18 protein-coding genes are annotated in these 22968 nt (G+C 50.5%); 17 read left to right on the forward strand and 1 reads right to left on the reverse strand.

Annotated features, from left to right (window positions below):
* The first annotated feature begins 77 nt into the window (after positions 1 to 77).
* From purE to purD, 12 genes are all read left to right on the forward strand, one after another.
* Positions 78 to 563, forward strand: a complete 486-nt coding sequence (gene purE, locus CHH75_RS15780; protein ID WP_095267162.1) for a 5-(carboxyamino)imidazole ribonucleotide mutase — start codon at positions 78 to 80, stop codon at positions 561 to 563.
* Positions 560 to 1747, forward strand: coding sequence for a 5-(carboxyamino)imidazole ribonucleotide synthase (gene purK, locus CHH75_RS15785; protein WP_095267163.1), 1188 nt, complete (start codon positions 560 to 562; stop codon positions 1745 to 1747). Before purE ends, purK begins: the two co-directional genes overlap by 4 nt.
* A 3-nt stretch (positions 1748 to 1750) precedes the next feature.
* A complete protein-coding gene (gene purB / locus CHH75_RS15790) occupies positions 1751 to 3046 on the forward strand; it encodes an adenylosuccinate lyase (protein WP_095398633.1) in 1296 nt (431 codons plus the stop codon).
* A gap of 163 nt (positions 3047 to 3209) precedes the next feature.
* Positions 3210 to 4100, forward strand: coding sequence for a phosphoribosylaminoimidazolesuccinocarboxamide synthase (locus CHH75_RS15795; protein ID WP_095267165.1), 891 nt, complete (start codon positions 3210 to 3212; stop codon positions 4098 to 4100).
* 50 nt (positions 4101 to 4150) lie between these two features.
* On the forward strand, positions 4151 to 4396 hold the full coding sequence (gene purS / locus CHH75_RS15800) for a phosphoribosylformylglycinamidine synthase subunit PurS (protein WP_095267166.1): 246 nt from the start codon (positions 4151 to 4153) through the stop codon (positions 4394 to 4396).
* A gap of 4 nt (positions 4397 to 4400) precedes the next feature.
* Complete coding sequence (purQ, locus tag CHH75_RS15805) at positions 4401 to 5090, forward strand: phosphoribosylformylglycinamidine synthase subunit PurQ (RefSeq protein WP_095398634.1); 690 nt, start codon at positions 4401 to 4403, stop codon at positions 5088 to 5090.
* Positions 5068 to 7311 carry a phosphoribosylformylglycinamidine synthase subunit PurL gene (gene purL, locus CHH75_RS15810; protein WP_095398635.1) on the forward strand — a complete coding sequence of 748 codons (2244 nt, stop codon included), beginning with the start codon at positions 5068 to 5070 and terminating at the stop codon, positions 7309 to 7311. Before purQ ends, purL begins: the two co-directional genes overlap by 23 nt.
* Positions 7296 to 8780 (forward strand): amidophosphoribosyltransferase, encoded by a 1485-nt coding sequence (gene purF, locus CHH75_RS15815; RefSeq protein ID WP_095267169.1) that lies wholly within the window; start codon positions 7296 to 7298, stop codon positions 8778 to 8780. The genes purL and purF overlap by 16 nt, the downstream gene beginning before the upstream one ends.
* 365 nt (positions 8781 to 9145) lie before the next feature.
* Positions 9146 to 10186, forward strand: a complete 1041-nt coding sequence (gene purM / locus CHH75_RS15820) for a phosphoribosylformylglycinamidine cyclo-ligase (RefSeq protein ID WP_095398636.1) — start codon at positions 9146 to 9148, stop codon at positions 10184 to 10186.
* On the forward strand, positions 10186 to 10797 hold the full coding sequence (gene purN, locus CHH75_RS15825; RefSeq protein WP_095398637.1) for a phosphoribosylglycinamide formyltransferase: 612 nt from the start codon (positions 10186 to 10188) through the stop codon (positions 10795 to 10797). The genes purM and purN overlap by 1 nt, the downstream gene beginning before the upstream one ends.
* Positions 10798 to 10921: 124 nt before the next feature.
* Positions 10922 to 12469: a bifunctional phosphoribosylaminoimidazolecarboxamide formyltransferase/IMP cyclohydrolase gene (gene purH / locus CHH75_RS15830; RefSeq protein ID WP_095398638.1), complete on the forward strand. Its 1548-nt coding sequence runs from the start codon at positions 10922 to 10924 to the stop codon at positions 12467 to 12469.
* Between the two features lie 129 nt (positions 12470 to 12598).
* Positions 12599 to 13867, forward strand: coding sequence for a phosphoribosylamine--glycine ligase (gene purD, locus CHH75_RS15835; protein ID WP_095398639.1), 1269 nt, complete (start codon positions 12599 to 12601; stop codon positions 13865 to 13867).
* Between the two features lie 197 nt (positions 13868 to 14064).
* On the opposite strand, the gene CHH75_RS15840 is transcribed toward purD, so the two are convergent.
* Complete coding sequence (locus CHH75_RS15840; protein WP_255223044.1) at positions 14065 to 15438, reverse strand: lanthionine synthetase C family protein; 1374 nt, start codon at positions 15436 to 15438, stop codon at positions 14065 to 14067.
* A gap of 196 nt (positions 15439 to 15634) precedes the next feature.
* Between CHH75_RS15840 and CHH75_RS25060 the strand changes: the two genes are divergently transcribed.
* The 5 genes from CHH75_RS25060 to CHH75_RS15865 all read left to right on the forward strand — a co-directional run bounded on the left by CHH75_RS25060 (position 15635) and on the right by CHH75_RS15865 (position 22940).
* A complete protein-coding gene (locus CHH75_RS25060; protein WP_095267177.1) occupies positions 15635 to 15787 on the forward strand; it encodes an FDLD family class I lanthipeptide in 153 nt (50 codons plus the stop codon).
* 101 nt (positions 15788 to 15888) lie between these two features.
* The gene (locus CHH75_RS15850; RefSeq protein WP_176475593.1) at positions 15889 to 17124 is read left to right on the forward strand and encodes a lanthionine synthetase C family protein; all 1236 of its coding nucleotides are present in this window, start codon (positions 15889 to 15891) and stop codon (positions 17122 to 17124) included.
* A gap of 56 nt (positions 17125 to 17180) precedes the next feature.
* Positions 17181 to 17837, forward strand: coding sequence for a winged helix-turn-helix domain-containing protein (locus tag CHH75_RS15855; RefSeq protein WP_095267179.1), 657 nt, complete (start codon positions 17181 to 17183; stop codon positions 17835 to 17837).
* Positions 17838 to 17839: 2 nt separating this feature from the next.
* A complete protein-coding gene (locus CHH75_RS15860; RefSeq protein ID WP_095267180.1) occupies positions 17840 to 21055 on the forward strand; it encodes a lantibiotic dehydratase in 3216 nt (1071 codons plus the stop codon).
* 109 nt (positions 21056 to 21164) lie between these two features.
* A complete protein-coding gene (locus CHH75_RS15865; protein WP_244908269.1) occupies positions 21165 to 22940 on the forward strand; it encodes an ABC transporter ATP-binding protein in 1776 nt (591 codons plus the stop codon).
* The last annotated feature ends 28 nt before the right edge of the window (positions 22941 to 22968 follow it).

Raw genomic sequence — 22968 nt, forward strand, 5'->3', positions numbered from 1 at the left:
ATGGATGCTGCCTGTGGGATCGGACTTTTTTCTTGAGTATATGGACAAATCATTGAGTCGAAAGCGAGGATTAGAACATGACAGTACAGGTAGGCGTTATTATGGGAAGCCAATCCGATTGGGAAACGATGTCCCATGCGTGTCAGATCCTGGAGGAGCTTGAAATTCCATATGAGAAAAAGGTGGTATCCGCGCATCGGACCCCGGATCTCATGTTCCGATATGCGGAGGAAGCCGAAGGCCGCGGCCTTCGGGTTATCATTGCCGGTGCGGGCGGTGCAGCGCATCTGCCGGGAATGGTGGCTGCCAAGACGCCGCTACCGGTCATCGGTGTGCCGGTACAGTCCAAGTCGCTGAATGGCCTCGATTCGCTGCTGTCGATTGTCCAGATGCCAGGCGGCATTCCGGTCGCCACCGTGGCGATCGGCAAAGCCGGGGCCGTGAATGCCGGGCTGCTGGCTGCACAGATTCTGGGCGCCGCGGATCCGCAGGTTCGCGCCAGAGTACAGGCGCGGCGGGATCGTATTCGCGACGAAGTGCTGGAGGGCAGTGATAACCTATGAGACAGCCATATCAGAATGAGCAGACGGCAGCCGCCAAGCCGCTTCTGCCGGGGACAACGATCGGTGTTCTGGGCGGCGGACAGCTGGGACGGATGATTGCGCTGGAAGGCGTGCGCATGGGCTACTCCTTCGTTACACTGGATCCGGCGCCCCAGTCTCCACTTGGCCAGATCGCAGAGCAGATTACGGCGGCCTATGACGATGTCGAGGCTGCCCGACAGCTGGCGGAGAAGGCGGATGTCATTACGTATGAATTTGAGAATGTGGATGCGAACGTAGCCGCTCTGCTGGAGGAGCAGTCTTATGTGCCGCAGGGCAGCAGGCTGCTGTACACGACCCAGCACCGGCTGCGGGAGAAAGCGGCGATTGAAGCTGCCGGTGTGCCGGTGGCACCTTATCGCCAGATCCGCAGTCTGGAAGAGCTGACCTCGGCGGCGGCGGAGCTGGGCCTGCCGTGTGTGCTGAAGACCGCTACAGGAGGCTACGACGGGAAAGGCCAGGCCGTCATTCGCAGGGAAGAGGAATTGGCCGCCGCTTATGACACGCTGGCTTCGACCGGCGCCGAGCTGGTGCTGGAGAAATTCGTGAAGTTCGCGTGTGAGATTTCCGTCATTGCAGCCCGGACGCCAAGCGGTCGTATCAAAAGCTTCCCGCCGGCAGAAAATGTGCATGTAAACAATATATTGCATCTGTCGATCGTGCCTGCCCGGGTGCCGGACGAGGTGCTGAAACGGGCAACAGAGCTGGCAGAGCGGGTAGCCGCCGGGCTGAACGCGGTGGGGCTGCTGGCCGTGGAGATGTTTGTAACCGAGGAAGGCGAACTGTATGTGAATGAGCTGGCTCCAAGACCGCATAACTCGGGTCATTACACGATGGAGGCCTGCACGACATCCCAGTTCGAGCAGCATGTCAGAGCGATCTGCGACCTGCCGCTCGGGGAGACAACACTACTCACGCCTGTCGTCATGGTCAATGTGCTTGGCCAGCATCTGGAGGAAGTCATCGGCCGCTTCGGCCAGCCCGATGAACTTGCCGAAGATCTGGGCATCGTGCCGAAGCTGCATCTGTACGGGAAGAGCGAAGCGAAGGTAAACCGCAAGATGGGACATATCAACCTGCTGTGCGCTGATGTGCAGAGCGGGCTGGATTGGGTAGAGAAAACAAAGATTTGGAGGCAGGATTAAACGATGATTGAACGATACAGCAGACCGGAAATGCGAGCGATATGGACGGAAGAGAACAAGTTTCGGGCATGGCTTGAAGTGGAGCTGTGCGCATGTGAAGCGTGGGCAGAACTCGGTGTGATCCCGAAGGAGGATACGGTCAAGCTCCGCCAGAACGCAAGCTTCAACATAGATCGCATATATGAGATCGAGCAGGAGACGCGCCATGATGTCATTGCCTTCACGCGTGCGGTATCCGAAACGCTGGGCGAGGAACGGAAATGGGTGCATTACGGGCTGACCTCGACGGACGTGGTGGACACCGCGAACGGCTACCTGCTGAAGCAGGCGAATGACATTCTGGAGCAGGACATTCTGCGTTTTATCGGGATTCTGAAGGATAAGGCCATTGCGTACAAACATACGCCGATGATGGGAAGAACGCATGGGGTGCATGCGGAGCCGACAACCTTCGGATTGAAAATGGCCCTGTGGCATGAAGAGATGATCCGCAATCTGGAGCGCTTCCGCCACGCGGCTGACGGCGTTCAGTACGGCAAAATTTCCGGCGCGGTCGGAACCTATGCCAACATCGATCCGTTCGTGGAAGAGTTTGTATGCCGCAAGCTTGGCACCAAGCCGGCTCCAATCTCGACCCAAACGCTGCAGCGTGACCGCCATGCCGAGTATATGGCTACGCTGGCCCTGATCGCGACATCGCTGGAGAAATTTGCAACCGAGATCCGCGCGCTCCAGAAGAGCGAGGTTCGCGAGGTGGAAGAGGCGTTCGCCAAAGGGCAGAAGGGCTCGTCTGCGATGCCGCACAAGCGCAACCCGATCGGCTCCGAGAACATCTCGGGTCTGGCCCGCGTCATTCGCGGCCACATGGTATCGGCTTACGAGAATGTGCCGCTCTGGCATGAACGCGACATTTCCCACTCGTCGGTAGAGCGCATCATTCTGCCGGACGCAACCATGCTGCTGAACTATATGCTGAACCGTTTTGGCAATATCGTTCAGAATCTGACCGTCTTCCCTGAGAACATGAAGCGCAACATGACCCGCACGTTCGGGGTGCCATTCTCCGGCCGCATCATGACCAAGCTGATCGACAAGGGCTTCAGCCGCGAGCAGGCCTACGATACCGTGCAGCCGCGCGCGATGCAGGCTTGGGAGGAGCAGCGTCAGTTCCGCGAGATCGTCGAGGCGACGCCTGAGATTACCGAGGTGCTCAGCCCTGAAGACATCGAGGATGCCTTTAATCCTAGCTGGCATCTGAAGCATGTGGATACGATTTTTGCCAAGCTGGGTCTGGAATAAAACCAAGGGAAACCGATAGATACCACCGCAATTAAGCTGTATGGAACAGATAGATGACCAATTTCGGCTTACGCAGCAATTCCGATACGCCATCGTTCAACTGAAGAATTGGCGGGCGGCTGATGCCAGCTTAGAGGCGCAGCCGCCCCAGGGGGAGGAGCACATGACATTACCGGCTTTATCGACCGCAGTCCATCTGATCCAGGCGCCGCTGCTGTATAAAGGCAAGGTTCGCGAGCTGTATGATCTGGGTGAACATGTTCTCATTGTAGTAACGGACCGCATCTCTGCTTTTGATTACGTGCTGGAACCGCCGGTGCCTGCGAAGGGCACGGTGCTGAACAAGCTGAGCGCTTTCTGGTTTGAGCAGACCCGGCATCTGATTCCGAACCATGTCGTGCACACGGATGTGAATCTGCTGGGGGACATCGTCAAGGACAAGGCGCTGCTGGACGGGCGCATCATGGTGTGCCGCAGAGCGGAGCGCATTGACATTGAATGTGTGGTGCGCGGCTACATCACCGGCGGCGGCTGGCGGCAGTACCAGACCTCCGGTGAGGTGAACGGCATTCAGCTGCCGGAGGGCATGCGCAAGAATGCGGCTTTTCCGGAGCCGATCTTCACACCGGCAGCCAAAAATGATGTCGGCCATGACGAGGACATTTCGTTTGAACGCATGAAGGAGCTTGTCGGCGAAGAGCTCGCAGAGCAGCTTCAGGCGAAAAGCCTGGAACTGTACACGTTCGCTCGTGAGTACTGCAGCCGGCACGGCATCATTTTGGCAGATTGCAAGTTTGAATTCGGTCTGCTGGACGGAGAGCTCATCCTGATCGACGAGATCTTCACGCCGGACTCTTCCCGCTTCTGGGACGAGGCGAATTACGCGCTGGACATTGAAATTGACAGCATGGACAAGGAGCCTGTGCGCACCTACCTTGCTTCCTCCGGCTGGGATAAGAACAGCGAGCCCGACCCGCTCCCGCCGCATGTAGTGGAGGAAACGACGCGCCGCTACACCGATATTTACCGCCGTCTTACGGCGGCCAGTCTGTAAGAATCTGAAGCTTGCCATCATTCATATATACCGAGGAGGAACTGGATAAGATGTTGAAAGCAAAGGTTTACGTCACGATTAAGCAGAGCGTATTGGACCCTCAAGGGGTAGCGGTGCAGGGAGCGCTTCATTCGATAGGCTATAAGGAAGTGGAAAGCTTGCGCATCGGTAAATATATGGAGCTTGAGCTGAACACGGACAACCGCGAAGAGGCGGAGCGCCGCGTCAAGGAAATGTGTGAGAAGCTTCTGGCGAATACGGTGGTCGAGAACTACCGGTACGAATTGGAGGGCTAAACGAATGAGATTTGCAGTGCTGGTATTTCCCGGCTCCAACTGTGACATTGACTGCTACAAGGCGGTGGAAGAGACGATCGGCCAGCCGGTGGATTATGTGTGGCATACGGCGACGGATCTCTCCCCTTACGACTGCATTTTGGTACCTGGCGGGTTCTCTTATGGGGATTACCTGCGGTGTGGTGCGATTTCCCGGTTCGCCCCGGTGATGAACGAAGTGGCCAAAGCGGCTGAAGAAGGCAAATATGTACTTGGCATCTGCAACGGATTCCAGATTTTGACGGAGGCAGGACTTCTTCCGGGAGCGCTCCGCCGCAATGAATCGATGAAGTTCCGTTGTCATGACAGTGTGCTTAAGGTAGTCAACAATACGACGCCATTTACACGTGATTATGCAGAGGGACAGGAGATTGTGATCCCGATTGCACATGGCGAGGGCAACTATTACTGTGATGAAGCAACGCTGAAGCAGCTCCGGGACAACCGGCAAATCGTATTTACGTACAAGGATAATCCGAACGGCTCGGTGGCGGATATTGCAGGCATCTGCAACGAGCGCGGCAATGTGATCGGCATGATGCCGCATCCGGAGCGGGCCGTGAGCAGTCTGCTCGGATCGGTCGACGGCAAGGCAATGTTCACATCCATATTACAAGCTTGGAGGGATACTCATGGCGCAGCATACGTCCGCTAAGGAACCGACCGCAGAGCAGATCGCAGAACATCAGATTTACAAGCAGATGGGAGTTTCGGACAGCGAGTATGAGCTGATCTGTTCCTTCATGGGACGCAAGCCGAATTACACGGAAATCGGCGTGTTCAGTGTCATGTGGTCCGAGCATTGCGCTTATAAAAATTCCAAGCCGCTGCTCCGCCGCTTTCCGACAAGCGGTCCGCGCGTCCTGATGGGACCTGGTGAAGGCGCAGGGATTGTAGATATCGGCGACAATCAGGCCGTTGTATTTAAAATTGAGAGCCATAACCACCCTTCGGCAGTCGAGCCATACCAAGGCGCAGCGACAGGTGTCGGCGGCATCATCCGCGACATCTTCTCGATGGGAGCAAGACCGGTAGCGATCCTCAACTCGCTTCGCTTCGGCAAGCTGGAGAGCGACCGGGTGAAATATTTGTTCGAGCATGTCGTATCCGGCATCGCCGGTTACGGGAACTGTATCGGCATTCCGACTGTCGGAGGGGAAGTGGTGTTTGACGAGAGTTATGAAGGCAACCCGCTGGTCAACGCGATGTGTGTCGGCATTATCGAGCATGACAAAATTCAGCGCGGCGTGGCCAAAGGGGTCGGCAATCCGGTCTTCTACGTAGGTCCTCCTACGGGCCGGGACGGCATTCACGGAGCGACCTTTGCCTCCGTCGAGCTGACCGAGGAATCGGAAGCGAACCGGACAGCGGTTCAGGTTGGCGATCCGTTCATGGAGAAGCTGGTCATGGAAGCATGCCTGGAACTGATTAACTCGGGCATTGTGCTCGGCATTCAGGATATGGGCGCCGCAGGCTTAACCTGCTCCAGCGCCGAGATGGCGAGCAAGGCCGGCAACGGGCTTGAGCTGTACCTGGATCAGGTGCCGCAGCGCGAGGAAGGCATGACGCCTTATGAAATGATGCTGTCCGAGTCCCAGGAGCGCATGCTGTTTGTCGTAGAGCCGCGGCATGAGGCGCAGGCGCGCGAAATTTTCGAGCGCTGGGGCGTCATCTGCGCCAAAGTCGGCAAAGTAACCGACGATGGACGTCTGAAGCTGTTCCATCACGGCGAAGTGGTTGGCGACATGCCGGTCAAAGCGCTGGTGGACGAGTGCCCGATCTACAACAAGCCGTCTGAGGTTCCTGCCTATTACAAGGAGCAGGCTTCTGTCGACACGCTGCGTTATGAGGAAGTGAAGGATCTGGGCGGCGCCCTCAAGAAGGTGCTCGGTTCCCCGAGCCTGGCAAGCAAAGCCTGGGTCTATAACCAATATGACTATATGGTTCGCACCAGCACGGCCGTTCGTCCGGGTTCGGACGCAGCGGTAGTGACCGTTGAAGGTACGCGCAAGGCGCTGGCGATGACGACGGATTGCAACGGGCGTTATGTATATCTGGATCCGGAGCTGGGCGGCAAAATTGCAGTCAGCGAAGCGGCGCGCAACATTGTATGCTCAGGCGCCGAGCCGCTGGCGATTACGGACAACCTGAACTTCGGCAGTCCGGAGAAGCCGGATATTTTCTGGCAGATGGAACAAGCGGTGGACGGCATGGCGGAAGCCTGCCGCGAGCTGGAGACGCCGGTTATCGGCGGCAACGTCAGCCTGTACAACGAGAATGCCAAAGGCGCGATCTACCCGACACCGGTGGTTGGTATGGTCGGCTTGATCCACGATACGGATCATATTACAACCCAAGGCTTTAAAGCCGAAGGCGACCTTGTTTATGTGCTCGGTGAGACTTATGCAGAGCTTGGCGGCAGTGAGTTCCAGGCTGTTGTGCACGGCGTGTCCGAAGCCAGACCGCCTCAGCTTGATCTTGCTACCGAGAAGAAACTGCTTTCCGCTGTGCTGAAGGCGATTCAGTCCGGATTGGTGCAATCCGCACATGACGTGTCCGAAGGCGGGCTTGCGGCTGCGCTTGCCGAGAGCTGCATCAGCGGCAATGTCGGCGCATCGATTGCGCTGGCAAGTGAGCTGCGGAGTGATATTATGCTCTTCAGCGAAAGCCAGTCCCGCATCGTGCTATCCATTTCGCCGGATCACAAAAATTCGTTTGAACAGCTGGTGCAGGAAGCGGGTGTGCCATTTACCCCAGTAGGTCTGGTCGGAGGAAACAAGCTTAGCATTACGATTAACGGTGCTTCTGCGCTGGAAGAATCCGTGGAGGCTTTGAAATCCGTCTGGGAGGATGCCATTCCATGTCTCATGAACTGATACCCGATGCACTGTGGACAGGGGATTACTACAATGAGGGAACAGGTCGAAGCGACATTTTTGATACGTTAAAAGAAGAGTGCGGCGTTTTCGGGGTGTTTGGACACCCTGACGCCGCCTCCCTTTCCTATTACGGCCTTCACGCGCTTCAGCACCGCGGTGAGGAGAGCGCAGGAATCTGCGTGTCGGATGGGGAAGGCGAGGATTTCAATTATCATCGCGGCATGGGACTGGTCAAGGAAGTGTTTGACCGGGATAAGCTGGAGTCGCTGAAGGGGAGCATGTCGATTGGGCATGTTCGTTATTCCACCAGCGGAGACAGCCGACTTGCGAACGCCCAGCCGCTCGTATTCAAATATCGGGAAGGCAATCTGGCGATTGCGACCAACGGCAATATCGTGAATGAGCCTAAGCTGCGGCGGGAGCTGGAGCAGCAGGGCTCAATCTTTCAGACGACGAGCGATACCGAGGTGATTGCGCATTTGATTGCGCGCTCGCCGAAGGATTTTGTCGAGGCAGCCAAGGATGCGCTGCAGCGTTTGGTGGGCGGATTTGCTTTTCTGCTCATGACGAATGACAGGCTTCTCGTCGCTTCCGATCCGAACGGACTTCGTCCGCTGACGATGGGACGCTTGGGGGATGCATATGTATTCGCATCCGAGACCTGTGCGTTTGAAGTGATTGGGGCGGAGACCGTTCGGGATATTGCCCCAGGGGAACTGCTGATTCTCGACAAGGATGGCTTGCGCGAAGAGCGTTACACCTCTCCGGGGCGCAAGGCGCTCTGTGCGATGGAGTACATTTACTTCTCCCGGCCTGACAGTGATCTGAACGGCTCCAATCTGCACTCGGCCCGCAAACGGATGGGCAGCCGGATGGCGATTGAATCCTTTGTCGATGCGGATGTGGTGACCGGCGTGCCGGATTCCAGCATCTCGGCGGCCATCGGCTATGCTGAGCAGACGGGCATTCCGTACGAGCTTGGCCTGATCAAAAATAAATATACCGGCCGGACCTTCATCCAGCCAAGCCAGGAGCTGCGCGAACAGGGCGTCAAGATGAAGCTGAGCGCCGTGCGCCGGGTGGTTGAAGGCAAACGCGTGGTCATGATCGATGACTCCATCGTGCGGGGCACGACCTCTCGCCGGATCGTCAATCTGCTGAGGGAGGCGGGAGCGACCGAGGTGCATGTGCGCATTACGTCGCCTCCGTTCAAGAATCCTTGCTTCTACGGTATCGATACGCCGGATCGCAAGGAGCTGATCGCTTCCTCCAAAACGGTGGAAGAGATTTGCCAGGAAATAAATGCCGATTCGCTCTCCTTCCTGAGTCCTGAAGGGCTGATTACAGCGATCGGAGGCTATGATGAGGCCAGTTTCAAAGGTGGACTGTGCCTGGCCTGCTTTGACAATGATTACCCGACCCCGGTTGATTTCGGCGGCGACGAGAAGATGAGCTGCAGCTGCTGATCCTCCTGTAGTGCCATCCGGGTCGTGTGTGGCCTCCGGATTGAAGGTTTGTGCGCGGTTTGTGCGAATCATCGTACAAACCCAGGCACAATGCTTGATTTAGATGGTTAAGCGGGTGAAGGATTGGATGAATGCAGCGCATGACCCCGTGAGTTTACGGAGCCCGGTGAAAGGTTAAGCCCGTGAAATATACAGTGTACAAAGCACAGTGACCCTAAGCGGCAAGTTATCGAGTATCTTAAGCGCCTGGGGTGCTATATAGACGAAGAGTTAAGCAAATTGCTGATTCATCAGATGAAATATATCAGGATGTTGGACGATTTCGATCACCGATGTTCTCAATAAGCTAAAGGAGTGTTGAGCTCGTGTCGGATACTTATAAAAACGCAGGCGTGGATATCGCAGCGGGCAATGAAGCCGTAGAGCGGATGAAGAAGCATGTCAAAACGACGTTCAGGCCGGAGGTCATGACCGATCTGGGCGGGTTTGGCGCGCTGTTCAAGCTGAATAAGGATTTATATGAAGAGCCGGTGCTTGTTTCCGGCACGGACGGGGTTGGTACCAAGCTGAAGCTTGCTTTTGCAATGGACCGGCATGACACGATCGGCATCGATGCGGTGGCGATGTGTGTCAACGACGTTGTCGTGCAGGGGGCAGAGCCGCTCTTTTTTCTCGATTATTTGGCCTGTGACAAAGTCATCCCAGCCAAAATCGAAGCGATTGTCAAAGGCATTGCGGACGGATGCAATCAGGCTGGCTGCTCGCTGATCGGCGGCGAAACCGCTGAAATGCCGGGCATGTACAGTGAAGGCGAGTATGATATCGCCGGCTTTACCGTTGGTATTGTGGACCGTAAGAATATGATCAACGGATCAAGCATTGCGGCAGGCGACACGGTCATCGGACTGGCATCCAGCGGCGTGCACAGCAATGGCTTCTCGCTTGTGCGCAAGCTGCTGCTGGAGCAAAGCGGCTATTCGCTGGAGCAGGAGCTTCCAGAGCTTGGCGGTCGGCTGGGTGATGTGCTGCTGGCGCCAACGAGAATCTATGTGAAACCGCTGCTCGGTTTAATGAAGGAGATCGAGGTCAAAGGCATGGCGCATATTACAGGAGGCGGATTTATTGAGAATATTCCGCGCATGCTGCCAGAGAACGTCAATGTCGACATCGATTACGGCTCCTGGCCGATTCTGCCGATTTTCCAGCTGATGCAGGAGAAGGGCAGCATCTCGAACCGCGATATGTTTACGACATTTAATATGGGGATCGGGATGGTGCTTGTCGTTAAGGAGCAGGATGCCGAGACTGCGCTTCAATCTCTGCGTGCTGCAGGGGAAGAAGCGTATGTGATCGGGCGTGTGACATCCGGAGATCAGAAGGTTACCTTTACGGGGGCTGAAGTATAATGAGCGCGTATCGGATCGCGGTGTTCGCTTCCGGCAGAGGCAGCAATTTTCAGGCTTTGGTGGACGCGCAGCGAGCTGGTGTTCTCGGCGGCGACATCTGTGTTCTGGTCTGTGACAAACCGCAAGCGCCGGTCGTCGGACTGGCGCAGGCTGCGGGGGTGGACACCTATGTGTTTCAGCCGAAGGATTACGCCTCGAAGGAGGACTATGAACGCGGGGTCGCTGCGGAGCTTGCGCGAAAAGGCGTTCAATTGATTGTGCTGGCTGGTTATATGCGGCTGCTGAGCCCTGTGCTTGTCGAAGCCTACAGCGGTAAGATCATCAATATTCACCCCTCGCTGCTTCCGGCATTTCCAGGCAAGGATGCGATCGGACAAGCGCTGCAATACGGTGTGAAAGTGACCGGCGTTACCGTTCACTTTGTGGATGGCGGTATGGATACGGGGCCGGTGATCGCGCAGCGGGCGGTCGAAGTGCTGGCTGGTGATGATGCTGAAACTTTGGCCCAGCGAATTCATACGGTGGAGCACAAGCTATATCCTGAGGTCGTGTCCTGGTTTACCGGAGGCCGGGTATCGCTTGATGGGCGTAAGGTGACGATTGTGGAATAATCGACATGTTCGATATTTCTCGGGAAATATTTTTAACCGTTCGGTTTATCGACAGCATCTGTGAGCATGAACGGCATGAGATTGCAAAACAACGGATTTTTCATTCCATATAGGAGGTATAGACGTGGGAATCAAACGAGCATTGGTCAGCGTTTCGGATAAAACAGGGATCGTGGAATTTTGCCGGGAACTGTCTGCACTAGGGGTGGAGATTATTTCGACAGGAGGCACCAAGAGCCTCTTAGCCAAAGAAGGGGTGCCGGTAATCGGGATTTCGGACGTAACTGGGTTCCCGGAGATTTTGGATGGCCGGGTGAAAACATTGCATCCTGCCGTTCATAGCGGCTTGCTGGCGATCCGTGACAGTGAAGAGCATCAGCGGCAAATGCAGGAGCTGGGCCTGGATTATATCGACCTTGTGGTGGTGAATCTGTACCCGTTCCAGGAGACGATTGCCAAGCCTGACGTGGCCTACGAGGATGCGATTGAGAATATCGACATTGGCGGCCCGACGATGCTGCGTTCGGCTGCAAAAAACCACGCATTTGTCAGTGTTGTTGTCGATGCGGCGGATTATGGCACGGTCATTGAGGAAATTCGCAGTGCCGGAGACACGACGCTTGAAACGCGCAAGCGGCTTGCGGCCAAAGTGTTCCGTCACACAGGCGCGTATGACACGCTCATTTCCGAATATTTGTCGAATGTGACCGGCGATCCGCTGCCTGAGCGTTTCAGCGTTACTTATGAGAAGATCCAGGATCTTCGCTACGGGGAGAATCCGCATCAAAAGGCGGCCTTTTACAAGAAGCCGCTTGCTCCGGCCGGCACGCTGACAACCGCTGAGCAGCTTCATGGCAAAGAGCTGTCCTACAACAACATCAATGATGCGAATGCCGCGCTGCAAATTGTCAAAGAATTTGACGAGCCCGCTGTCGTTGCCGTGAAGCATATGAATCCATGCGGAGTCGGTATCGGTAACCATGTGCTGGAGGCATACCAGAAAGCTTATGACGCTGATCCGGTATCGATCTTTGGCGGGATTGTGGCTGCCAACCGTACGATTGATGCACCGACGGCCGAACTGCTGAAGGAGATTTTCCTTGAGATTATTCTTGCGCCGGATTTCACCCCGGAAGCGCTTGAAATTCTGACCAAGAAGAAGAATATCCGTCTGCTCAAGATGGGTGAATTCGCCTCGGCTAAAGAACGGAAAAGCACGCTGGCGGTTACAACCATCGAAGGCGGCATGATTGTGCAGGAGAGCGATGTGCATTCCCTCGATCCGGCGGATCTGAAAGTGGTTACCGATCGCGAGCCTACGGAGGCGGAGCTGAAACAGCTGCTGTTCGGCTGGAAGGTTGTAAAACACGTGAAATCGAACGCCATTGTGCTTGCGGCCGATAATATGACGATTGGCGTGGGCGCAGGACAGATGAACCGCGTCGGCGCTGCCCGTATCGCTATCGAGCAAGCCGGTGAGAAATCCAAGGGAGCTGTGCTGGCATCCGATGCGTTCTTCCCGATGGGAGATACGGTTGAGCTTGCGGCGAAAGCCGGCATTACGGCCATCATTCAGCCTGGCGGTTCCATCAAGGACGAGGAATCCATCAAGGCCGCCAATGAGCATGGCATTGCTATGGTGTTCACGGGCGTGCGTCATTTCAAACACTAATGAGCACACATCGCCCATATGAACCGTGGGAGTTCCTTTTAATACATGAATCATTCAGCCCGTGAATGATGCGATGCGGCTGATGGATCGATCCGATCCGAAGATCTTAATATGAACCGGAGGTAGAGCATGGACATTTTGGTTATCGGAGGCGGAGGACGCGAGCATGCCATCGTATGGGCGCTGTCCAAAAGCCCGAAAGCGGGAACGATCTATTGCGCACCAGGCAATGCGGGGATTGCCCAGTTGGCACAGTGCGTGCCGATTGCCGTCTCGGAGTTTGACAAGCTTACGGCTTTTGCAGCGGAGAAGCAGGTGGGACTGGTCGTAGTCGGACCGGATGATCCGCTTGCTGACGGCATCGTTGATGCGTTTGACGCAACAGGCATTCCTGTCTTCGGCCCCCGGAAAAATGCCGCTGAGATTGAAGGCAGCAAAACCTTCATGAAGGATCTGCTGCAGAAATACAGCATCCCGACGGCAGCTTATCAGAAGTTTGACAACTATGACGATGCGCTGGCTTATCTAAGGCTGCAGAAAGCGCCTATTGTCATTAAGGCCGACGGTCTGGCGGCTGGCAAAGGGGTTACCGTTGCTCGTACGATGGAGGAGGCCGAGGAGGCGCTCCATAATATGATGCAGTCGAAAGTGTTCGGTGAAGCCGGCAGCCGGGTTGTCATCGAGGAATTCCTGGAAGGGCAGGAGATGTCGATTCTGGCCTTCGTTGACGGAGAGACAGTGAAGCCGATGTCTGCGGCCCAGGATCATAAGCCGGTATATGACGGGGATAAGGGGCCGAACACGGGCGGTATGGGAACCTACTCCCCGCTGCCTCATATCGATCCGAGCATCATTGAGGAAGCGGTTGAGACGATTATTAAGCCGACCGCGAAGGCGATGGTTGCGGAAGGTCGTCCGTTCCGCGGCGTCCTGTTCGCCGGACTGATGATTACGCCGGACGGCAAGCCGAAGACGATTGAGTTCAATGCCCGATTCGGCGATCCGGAGACGCAGGTCGTGCTCCCGCGTCTCAAGACCGATCTGCTGGAGGTATTCCTTGCAGCAGTGGAAGGCAGACTGGATGAGCTGGAGCTGGAATGGAGCGATGAAGCGGCCGTCTGTGTCATTCTCGCATCCGGCGGTTATCCGGCTTCGTATCCTAAGGGGCTGCCGATTACCGGCCTAGAGCAGGAGACGGAGCATACCCTTGTCTTCCATGCAGGAACCTCCCGGGATGAGGATGGCACGTGGAGAACGAACGGCGGAAGGGTATTGGGTGTCGTCGGCCTCGGTCCGGACATTGAGGCTGCGCGTGCGATTGCCTATCAGCGTGCGGAGCAGATCCAATTTGAAGGGAAGCACTGCCGGTCGGATATTGCGCTGAAAGCGTTGGTATAATTATTGGCAGTAATAGAAAATGATAAAAAAGAGGAGCTCTCATTAATGGGAGCTCCTTTATATTAGACTATTATATTAATTTGCTTTCTATTTATTGGTTGTTTATCTAGAATTTATTTTTCCTAGATAGAATTTATTTATAAATAATAATTTAATTACCTTATTATCCTAAAATATATTGTTTAATGGAAGTACGGCTAGGAGAGCATTAGGAGATAATCCCAGTCATTACTCTGTTGTTCTGCTACGCTGAGCAGAACCGAACCAATTCCAGCAGCTCCCTCCAGAAGCCCAGCTTTTGTTAGCCAACGCGTGCTCTCTGCCGATTCCGGTTCCGCATCCTTAAAACATAGTGGATGGTTGGGATTGAAGCGTTGGAGCAATTCGGTAGTTATTCGTTGGATTAAAGGTTCAAGTTCCGGAGCTTTGCTGTTACTCCACATACGCTGACACATCAGCAGGAGTCCCGACAAGCCATGGCATATTGAAGGGGAGCTCATTTCATTCTTTTCACATTCATAGGTGACGGATTGGATAAAGGTCTGAAGTGCATGCTGTTTTAGGCTTGGATTCTTTAAACTCAGTGAGGCTGTATATAAAGCGGATGTCACCCCAGGTGTGCCGTAGCACCAAGCCTCTCTTTGGCGTTGTAATGTATGTCCGACTGTCTTTTTATCATATTCAAAAGGAATAATGTGGGGCCAGTAGGAACCCAATTCGTCTTCCTCTTGTGAACTAAGCAGCCATTCTGTCATATATTCAATTGCGTTATGCTGTCCGGGAATTTCAATTCCGCTGTTATAAGCAATGGATAATAAAGCGAGGGGCCCGGGGATACCGTGCGCCATCCCACAATTAAAGCTGCCCATAGAAAAAATCTGCTTGTCTCTGTCCGTCAAGTGAAGCTCGCTAGGTGTAAACCAGCCTGGAACAGTCTTGCCATGCACCTGTATCGGTTGGGTAAGAGTGATCAGAAATTGAAGAAGAGGTTCTATTAACGGAGCTAGGTGGGGGGCGGCACAATTTTTTAACAGATATCTGCCGAGACCGCTCGCGCCTGAGATCGTATCAAACGTTTGTACAGGCACTCCGTTTTTTTGTTTTGCTAACTCCGAACAGGCCTGCAGCCATTCTTCAATTAAGGGGGCCATCCAGCGATGGATTTTATCTAGAAATTGTGTATAAAATTCACCATGATTTGATGCGGCCACTACGGATGATGCAATACCGGTCCAGCCGCTAAATAGTGATATATCTCGTGTTCCATATTCAGCAAGATAGGATTGAATCGCTATCAAATTCGAGTGTATTGCTTCGTTCCAATTAAACGTATTGTCTATTTCCCTCCATAATGATAGCAGATGAATATTACCTGGATAGCCATGAGATAGGGAAATGTCACCCCATGGGAATACATCGGAACCGCTCAAAACGTTGTCTTTAGAATGGACAGCTTCTATTACGAATTTGGGATCGCTTAGACGAACGGCGATTTCTCTACTAATTTCTACTGCTTTATTATGTAAGGAAACAGACTTTTGTTCTTTGACAATCGATATATAGTCATTCACGCGGGTAACCTCCTTAATTGCTCTATACTTCATTATGTTACGAAATACCATTCTTGTCTTTAAAATGTAATTAATTGTTAATTAATAAGCTTTTAATAATGACTTTTTATTTAAGGATTAATTAAGGAATAAATAAAGACCATTTAATAAATGGGTTTATATTATTGAGTTGTAAATATGAAGGAGGTGATATTCCATGAAGAACCAATTCGATCTGGATTTGCAAGTAGCGAAAGATGAGGTTGCTCCTAAGGAAGTACAACCTGCTAGCGGCCTAATCTGTACTCCATCTTGTTTAACCGGAACACTTAACTGCAAAGTCAGCTTGACATTCTGCAGAACTTGCTAAGTTAAGGCAGACACGCAACAAAAGACACGGTTATTCAAACCGTGTCTTTTTCTCACATTACAGTTAGACGAAAAGGAGACATTGGGAATGTGATGACTCACTTGAAGGAGCAATCTGTCCGGATTAGCCGATCTATAGCGGAAAGAGTCGCTAACCTATCATATATAGAAAGCATAGTTAAGAAACCTGAAAATATGTCCCCTTCCAGAGGAGATGCCCCATGGAATCCGGCTTCCCTAGCAGATGGAATTCCTGGAATATGGGTGTTATTTGCGGAGTGGGATCATCTTGAACCAGAAAAAGAGTGGAGGATGCTGATTCACCAACATGTTCTGTCCTTAACAAAAGACTTAACGTTCAGCACTCCTAATCTTTCGCTTTTTGCAGGAATAACGGGATTATCCTACGGGCTGTTGTTAGCATCGGATAATCGAACTCATTATAGACAGGCCATGACAAATCTTAATCATTATATAGTAAGACATCTGGCCACAACTATATTAGAAGCATCTCAATGGAATGCTCTGGAGGTCGTCAATGGTTTAAGCGGAGCCGGCAGATATATATTAGAATGCAGTCAAGATGAGGGTATTCGCGATATTGCCGATCTTTTTTTTTCCATGCTAATTGCAGAAGCCAGCTCATGTATGGAGGATATATCCTGTAGCCGGACAGAAGTGGTTCAGCTTGGGGTTGCTCATGGTCTAGCAGGAATTCTTGCTCTATTCACTACAGCTCTACACAAAGGCTTTGAAGTGGATGGCTTACAGGCAGTCATTCACAATATCGCTGACTATCTGGCCAAGCACGTTCGGAGAGATCGATTCGGATTGTACTGGCCTATTTCTTCTGAGCGTCATTTTTCCTTAAACGATGGTGAGGAAGAGTCGAGGGAAATTGAGGGCTGGTGTCACGGCACCTTAGGGATCGCGGTAACATTATTAAGAACAGGATTAATTTGCGACAATGATCATTGGAAAGCGATTGCACAGGAAGCTGCGGGCTCCGTGTTCAAGCTGGGTGATTACGAGTTGAATAGTATGACATCTTCATTCTGTCATGGGTTGGCTGGTTTATTACAACTCTCAAATTCTATTTATGCACTATGTGGAAGTAAAGACGCTGCGCTGTTTTCTGACATCGTGGCTGATAAGCTGGTCAACAGATATGACGAATCGGTTCCTTTCGGTTATCAAGACATGGAAGATCGCGTCTTGCTCGATAGCCCAGGTTTGCTTCAGGGCGCTGTCGGGATTGCGTTAAGCTTACTTGAGTATGGAAGGCGGGATGATCCTCAGTATTCGGGTAAATGGAGAGAACTATTTTTTATTGCATAACATGCAGCAGAACCATTCTAGCAAAGCAAACAGGGCTATTTAAATAGGGGGATTATATGAAAAAAACAATAATTGTTGTTGCACCCGATAGTCCGATCCAGACGTTTTTTAGCCGAATGAATAAATCCAATAGTATTCAAATTATGTTTTATGACTTCTTTCACGAAATTGAACATGCGGTTGATCATCGATGTATTGGCGTCATTGTATGTCAGTTGGACCTATCGCTGAAGGAATTATCAATCTGGTCAAGTCTAAGAGAAAAAAGCAGTATTCCATTTGTATTTCTCACACCAGGCAATAACGAGCAGCTAGAACTCGATATTCTGCATCAACTTCTTTCCCTTTCCTCACAATGTGATTATAAACAGGTAAAGAAGGAAAGAGATCTGATTTATTTATCGCCAGAGGTCATTTTTGATCCCAATGTCAAAATGATTTGGAAGCAGGGCGAGGGGCAAATGCTTACACTGATGGAATACAGATTGCTGGAATATTTCCTGGAATGCGGTGAATGGGTTTCCGATATTGATCACATCATCAATAAAGTGTGGGGTGTAGATACTTTTACTTCATCTAACACTGTATATGTTCATATTCGGAAGCTGAGAGAAAAAATTGAGGAAGATCCCAGTAATCCGAAAATACTGGTAACTTGCCATGGGCTAGGGTATCGATTGAATGTCGTAAACAATAATTTGGAGGTAGGCTAGTTATGAAGGAGCTTTCCAGTATAAATCATTTGAAATCGGAGAGATGGTTTAAGTCGTGTGATTTCTTTTTAGTGAGAATTCCCTTGCTTTCTCTGAATGCCTACCTGGAGGTTCTGTCGCGACAGGATTGTCAATCCGAGGCAGCCCGAAAGACGGAGGAACGAATAATAGAGGAAGCGGCCAGCTCTATCATTCAAGAGGCTATAGCGGTTGCATCTCCATCCTTGAGGTCTTTTTTAGACTGCTTGAATACGAGAACAGATGAAGCTGACCGAAAAACCCTGCAGAAATATGAGAAGACACTGATTAGTTTTCTTCGATATTTTATTAGAATGACGACCCGGACGACGCCTTACGGATTATTCTCAAGAGTGGGTCAGGGGTACTTCGGAGATCGCAGCGATCTGGATATTGGTTTTGTATGGAATAATCGAAAAAGAGCTAGACCTGATATGGAATGGATTTTTCATATAATCAAACTCATCGAGTCTGATCCTGCTATTGTTGATGAAATAATGGTTTGCCGCAATAAAACAATGATGTTCAAAGGAAATCGAGTCAAATTGCCTGTTCGTCCCCAGTATGGGATGTTGAACCTTGAAACATCTCCTGCCGGTACAACATCCATTGGATTATCCGAGGTCGTTGACTTTACACTTCAAACTGCTGAGGAGCCAATAGAGGTGGGGACGCTAAAGCATGCTATTCTAAAAGCTTTCCCGGAAGCCACAACGGACATTGTTCACCATTTTTTGTCCCAGTTGTTAGAGCAGGAGTTTCTCTTAAGTGAGCTTCGTCCGCCCTTCATGGATATTTCTCCGCTGGAACATATACAAGGTGTGCTGTCCGGGAAGAACGGTTCTGAGCAGTGGGTTAAGCTTTTAAGTGATATTAAAGGCTTGCTCTCTCATTATGAGGAATGTCCTATCGGAGAAGGCGAGCTTATATATCGTCAACTCACAAAAACTATGAAAGATGTTGTAAAGACGGATAATTTGGTTCAAGTGGATGTTAAGCTCAAAAAGAATGTGATGCTTCCTCGATCCGTAGCGGATGATGTTGTGCTAGGAGCTGAACTTATGTGTAAGATGTTCGTTGATGAAGGTACCGGATTAACAGAGTACTTAAACCGATTTCTCGAGAAGTATGGAGTATATCAGGAAGTTCCGATTCAAGAACTGTTTGATCCAGATTGGGGGCTAGGAATTCCTGAGGCCTATCAATCCGGAATGCGTCCTGAACCGCAGCAGAACTTATATGCACGTAACTCGGTATTATTCCAGCTGGCAACTGAGGCTATATGTCAGGGGGCTGTTGAAATTCAGCTTACAGATGAACACATTCAGCAGCTAACGGCTGTTGACAGTCCCGATAAAGCTCCGGAATCGCTAGAGATTTATTACACTTTGCTAGCAGATTCAGCTCAGCATGTCGATCAGGGGGATTATATGCTGGTACTGGGTGCAAGTGCAGGGTCAAGCGGGGCGGGGAAAACGATGGGACGCTTTCTGGATATGCTGGATCCGACGTTTATAGAAAAATTAAAGCATGCCCATACGCATCATCAACGATGTCATCCGGATGCTGTGATGGCTGAAATGGTGTTTATGCCCGCCAATGGCAGGGTAGCAAACATTATGATGGGTAGAAATGTGATGGAATACGAAATCGTATCAGGCACAACATCCTCTAAGGATGAGGAGCACACCCTGCATATTGACGACTTGCTGGTCGGAGCTACATATGACCGCTTTTATATTAAATCCAAAAGGTTAGGTAAAGAGATTATTCCGATGCAAACACATATGTTTAATCATCGAATTTCTCCTTTTATTTTTCGGTTCCTTAGTGATGTATCCAGAACATCGACAGGAACGTGGTCTTATTTTAATTGGGGTCCGGTTGAGCAATCCCCCTTTTTACCGCGGCTCAGATACAAAAATATTATTATTAGCACTGCGCAGTGGAGGCTTTCTAACATCACTCTTGATTGGTCACACTCAGGAGAAGAGTCGGAATGGGACGCTAAATTTAACGTATGGAAGAACAGATGGAGAGTCCCACGGTATGTATATTTGACGATGGGGGATAACCGGCTGCTTCTTGATTTAAACAATCCTCTATGCGTCAAAGAATTGCGACGGGAATTCGGGAAGCTTAAGAACGGCCAGGAGCTTCTTCTAACAGAGTGTATATCGCATCCAAGCTCTACGCCTATAACCTCTAACAGCGAAAAATATATCGGGGAATTTGTTTTTCCTCTGCTCCAAAGTAAGGTGGATGTAAAGCCTTCTCCTAACCGTGATGAAGCAGGAAGGTCAACAGATAAGAAAGCTTGTTCACCATTCGTAGCCAGAGGGGTGTTCCCAGGCGAAGAGTGGCTTTATATAAAATTGTACGGTACTTATGAAAGGGAGAACGACCTGATAGGTTTGCATTTGGCGGATCTGTGGGGGCGAATGGCATTGGAGAAGTGGGGGCAAAAGTTTTATTTTGTTCGCTATAAGGATCAGGAACATCATATCAGGTTAAGGTTTTACGGAGATTCGCAAGAGTTGTGGTCAAAAGGGATTCGAGATTTGAATCAATGGAGCAAGAAATTACGAGATGAAGGCCTTCTAAATCGAATGATTATTGACACCTACGTTCCGGAAATCGAAAGGTATGGCGGTATGGAGTGTATGGAAATGGCAGAGTCTGTTTTTGCTGCAGATAGCAAATTCGTAAGTCTGTATCTGGGGGAAGTCCGAAAAAAGCAAATACAACTAGCTGATGAAGTGTCAGCAGTCATCAATATTTTGGACATCCTTTCCAGCTTTGGTCTGAACATGGAAGAGCAGATGAATTGGCTAGAACAGCGAATTGATGGTAAAGAGCATATGAAAGCCTACCGGGAATTGAAATCGGACATCATCAAAGCTATGGAGGCCAAAGACTCGGGGCAATTGTTTAAGGCTGAAGCTCCGAATCCTCTCCTTGAGGCATTATATGAGAGACAGTCGCTGATTAGAACATATTCTGAATTTATTAATAAAGAGAACGCTAGGCGCTCAGGATTAACCAATGACCCGAGCGATATTCTGGCCAGCTTGGTGCATATGCATATCAATCGTTTGCTTGGTATAGATCGCGAGCTTGAAATGAAATGCATGGCATTGGCTAAATTTGCAGCAGCTCATTTTTATCATGCGAAAGGAGCTCTAAATGCTATCTCCTGATACTACTATGAAGGATGATTACGTGTCGTTTTCCTCTAAAAATATATTGCGGACATTTCTGTTTTGGCCGCGAATATTTAAGCTGTTATGGGAGACCCACGCTGCGTATTTGATCGGTATTCTAATCGTAAGCTTGCTTAAGGGCATTCTACCGGCTGTCGTCCTTATTGCAACAAGAGAATTAATTAATTCTGTAATCGGGGGAGTAACTGCAGGAGACTTTAGACCTGTCTTGCTTGCTTTCGGTTTTCTGATCTTCCTTAACATTTTATCGGATCTGTTTAATATCGTTGACGGATACTTCCGGAAAATGTTTCAGAGTCTTCTGTCCAACCGGGTGAACTTAAAGATTATTGAGAAGGCGCATCTAATGACGCTGCAATCTTTTGAAGACGCAGATGTTCAAAATAAGCTTCAACGTGCGCAAGCCGAAGCGAATTATCGACCATTCGAAATATTTGTGCAGATGCTGGCTATCATTAGCAGTGTCGTAACGTTGTTTTCTGCTTGCGCAATTCTTGTTGCCTGGAAGTGGTGGGTTATATTTGTAATCTTCCTAATTCCATGTCTGTCCTTCTATTCTTTTTTGCAGATTGGACAACGAGAATTCAATACTTATTATCGGAGAGCGGCGAAGCAGCGGGAGTCCTGGTACCTTTCGTTCTTGGTGACACGGGATAACAGCTTTAAAGAGATCAAAATTTTTCAACTGGGACATTATCTGCGCGGGAGATATTTAGATATTCTTAAGGAGTTTTATAAGGAAGATAAATTTCTTGCTGCCCGCAGATCGTATACTTCGTTATTTTTTCAGACAATCAATCAAGGGGCATGCGGAATCGTAATATTTCTTGCTGTTCATGCCGCTTATATGGGGCAAATTATGCTCGGGAATCTTATAAGCTTTATTCAAGCAATTGGCCTAACCCAATCTACCTCACAAAATATCGTCCAAGGCATTCTGAGTCTGTGTCAGAATAATCTGTACGTCAAACAGCTGTTTGATTTTCTGGATTTGCCGGAGGAAGAAGAGGTGCAAGGAATGGGGCAACGTATTTCCGGTATACAGAGCTTGGAATTTCGTAACGTATCCTTTAAATATCCGAATACCGATAGATACGCCATTTCGAATATTAGTTTTACACTGAATAAAAACGAGAAGCTAGCTATTGTAGGCAAGAATGGATCTGGCAAATCGACGATTGTGAAGCTGATTACACAATTGTACTCGGATTTTGAAGGAGATATATTAATTAACGGCCAATCGATACGGGAGCTAAATAAAGATAGCTTCCGAGAGAAAATGGGAGTCGTATTCCAGGATTTTGTACAATATGAAATGACAGTTAAAGACAATGTTGGTTTTGGGGATGTGAAGGGAAAAGACAATGATCAACTCGTATGGAAAGCTGTTGAACAATCGGGGATTACCGAATTGATTCACAACCTGCCTAATAAACTGAATACCGTGTTGGGCAAATGGTTTGAGGAGGGACAGCAATTATCCGGAGGTCAATGGCAGCGTGTTGCCATTGCCAGAGCCTTTATGCGTAATGCTGATGTATATATTTTGGATGAGCCGAGCTCTTATTTGGATCCTCATTCGGAGAAGGAGGTTTTCGGGAAGTTCGAGCAGCTCACAGAGGATAAAATCGGGATTTTTATTTCTCACCGACTCTCTACTGCCAGAACGGCGGATAAAATCATTTTGCTGGAAAACGGCCGTATTATCGAAGCGGGCACCCATGATCGTCTGATGAGATTGAATGGTGCTTATAATGAAATGTTTGAAATTCAAGCATCCTCCTATCTCTCAACGGATGATTCCGAATCTCTGGAGGAAAGTGAGTATTTATCGCCATTAGTAAGAACCTCGGCTGAATAGAATATAATAGAAGCAGCTCATGATGGAT

The sequence above is a fragment of the Paenibacillus sp. 7541 genome, assembly GCF_002276395.1.
GTDB classification, from domain to species: domain Bacteria; phylum Bacillota; class Bacilli; order Paenibacillales; family Paenibacillaceae; genus Paenibacillus_AQ; species Paenibacillus_AQ campinasensis.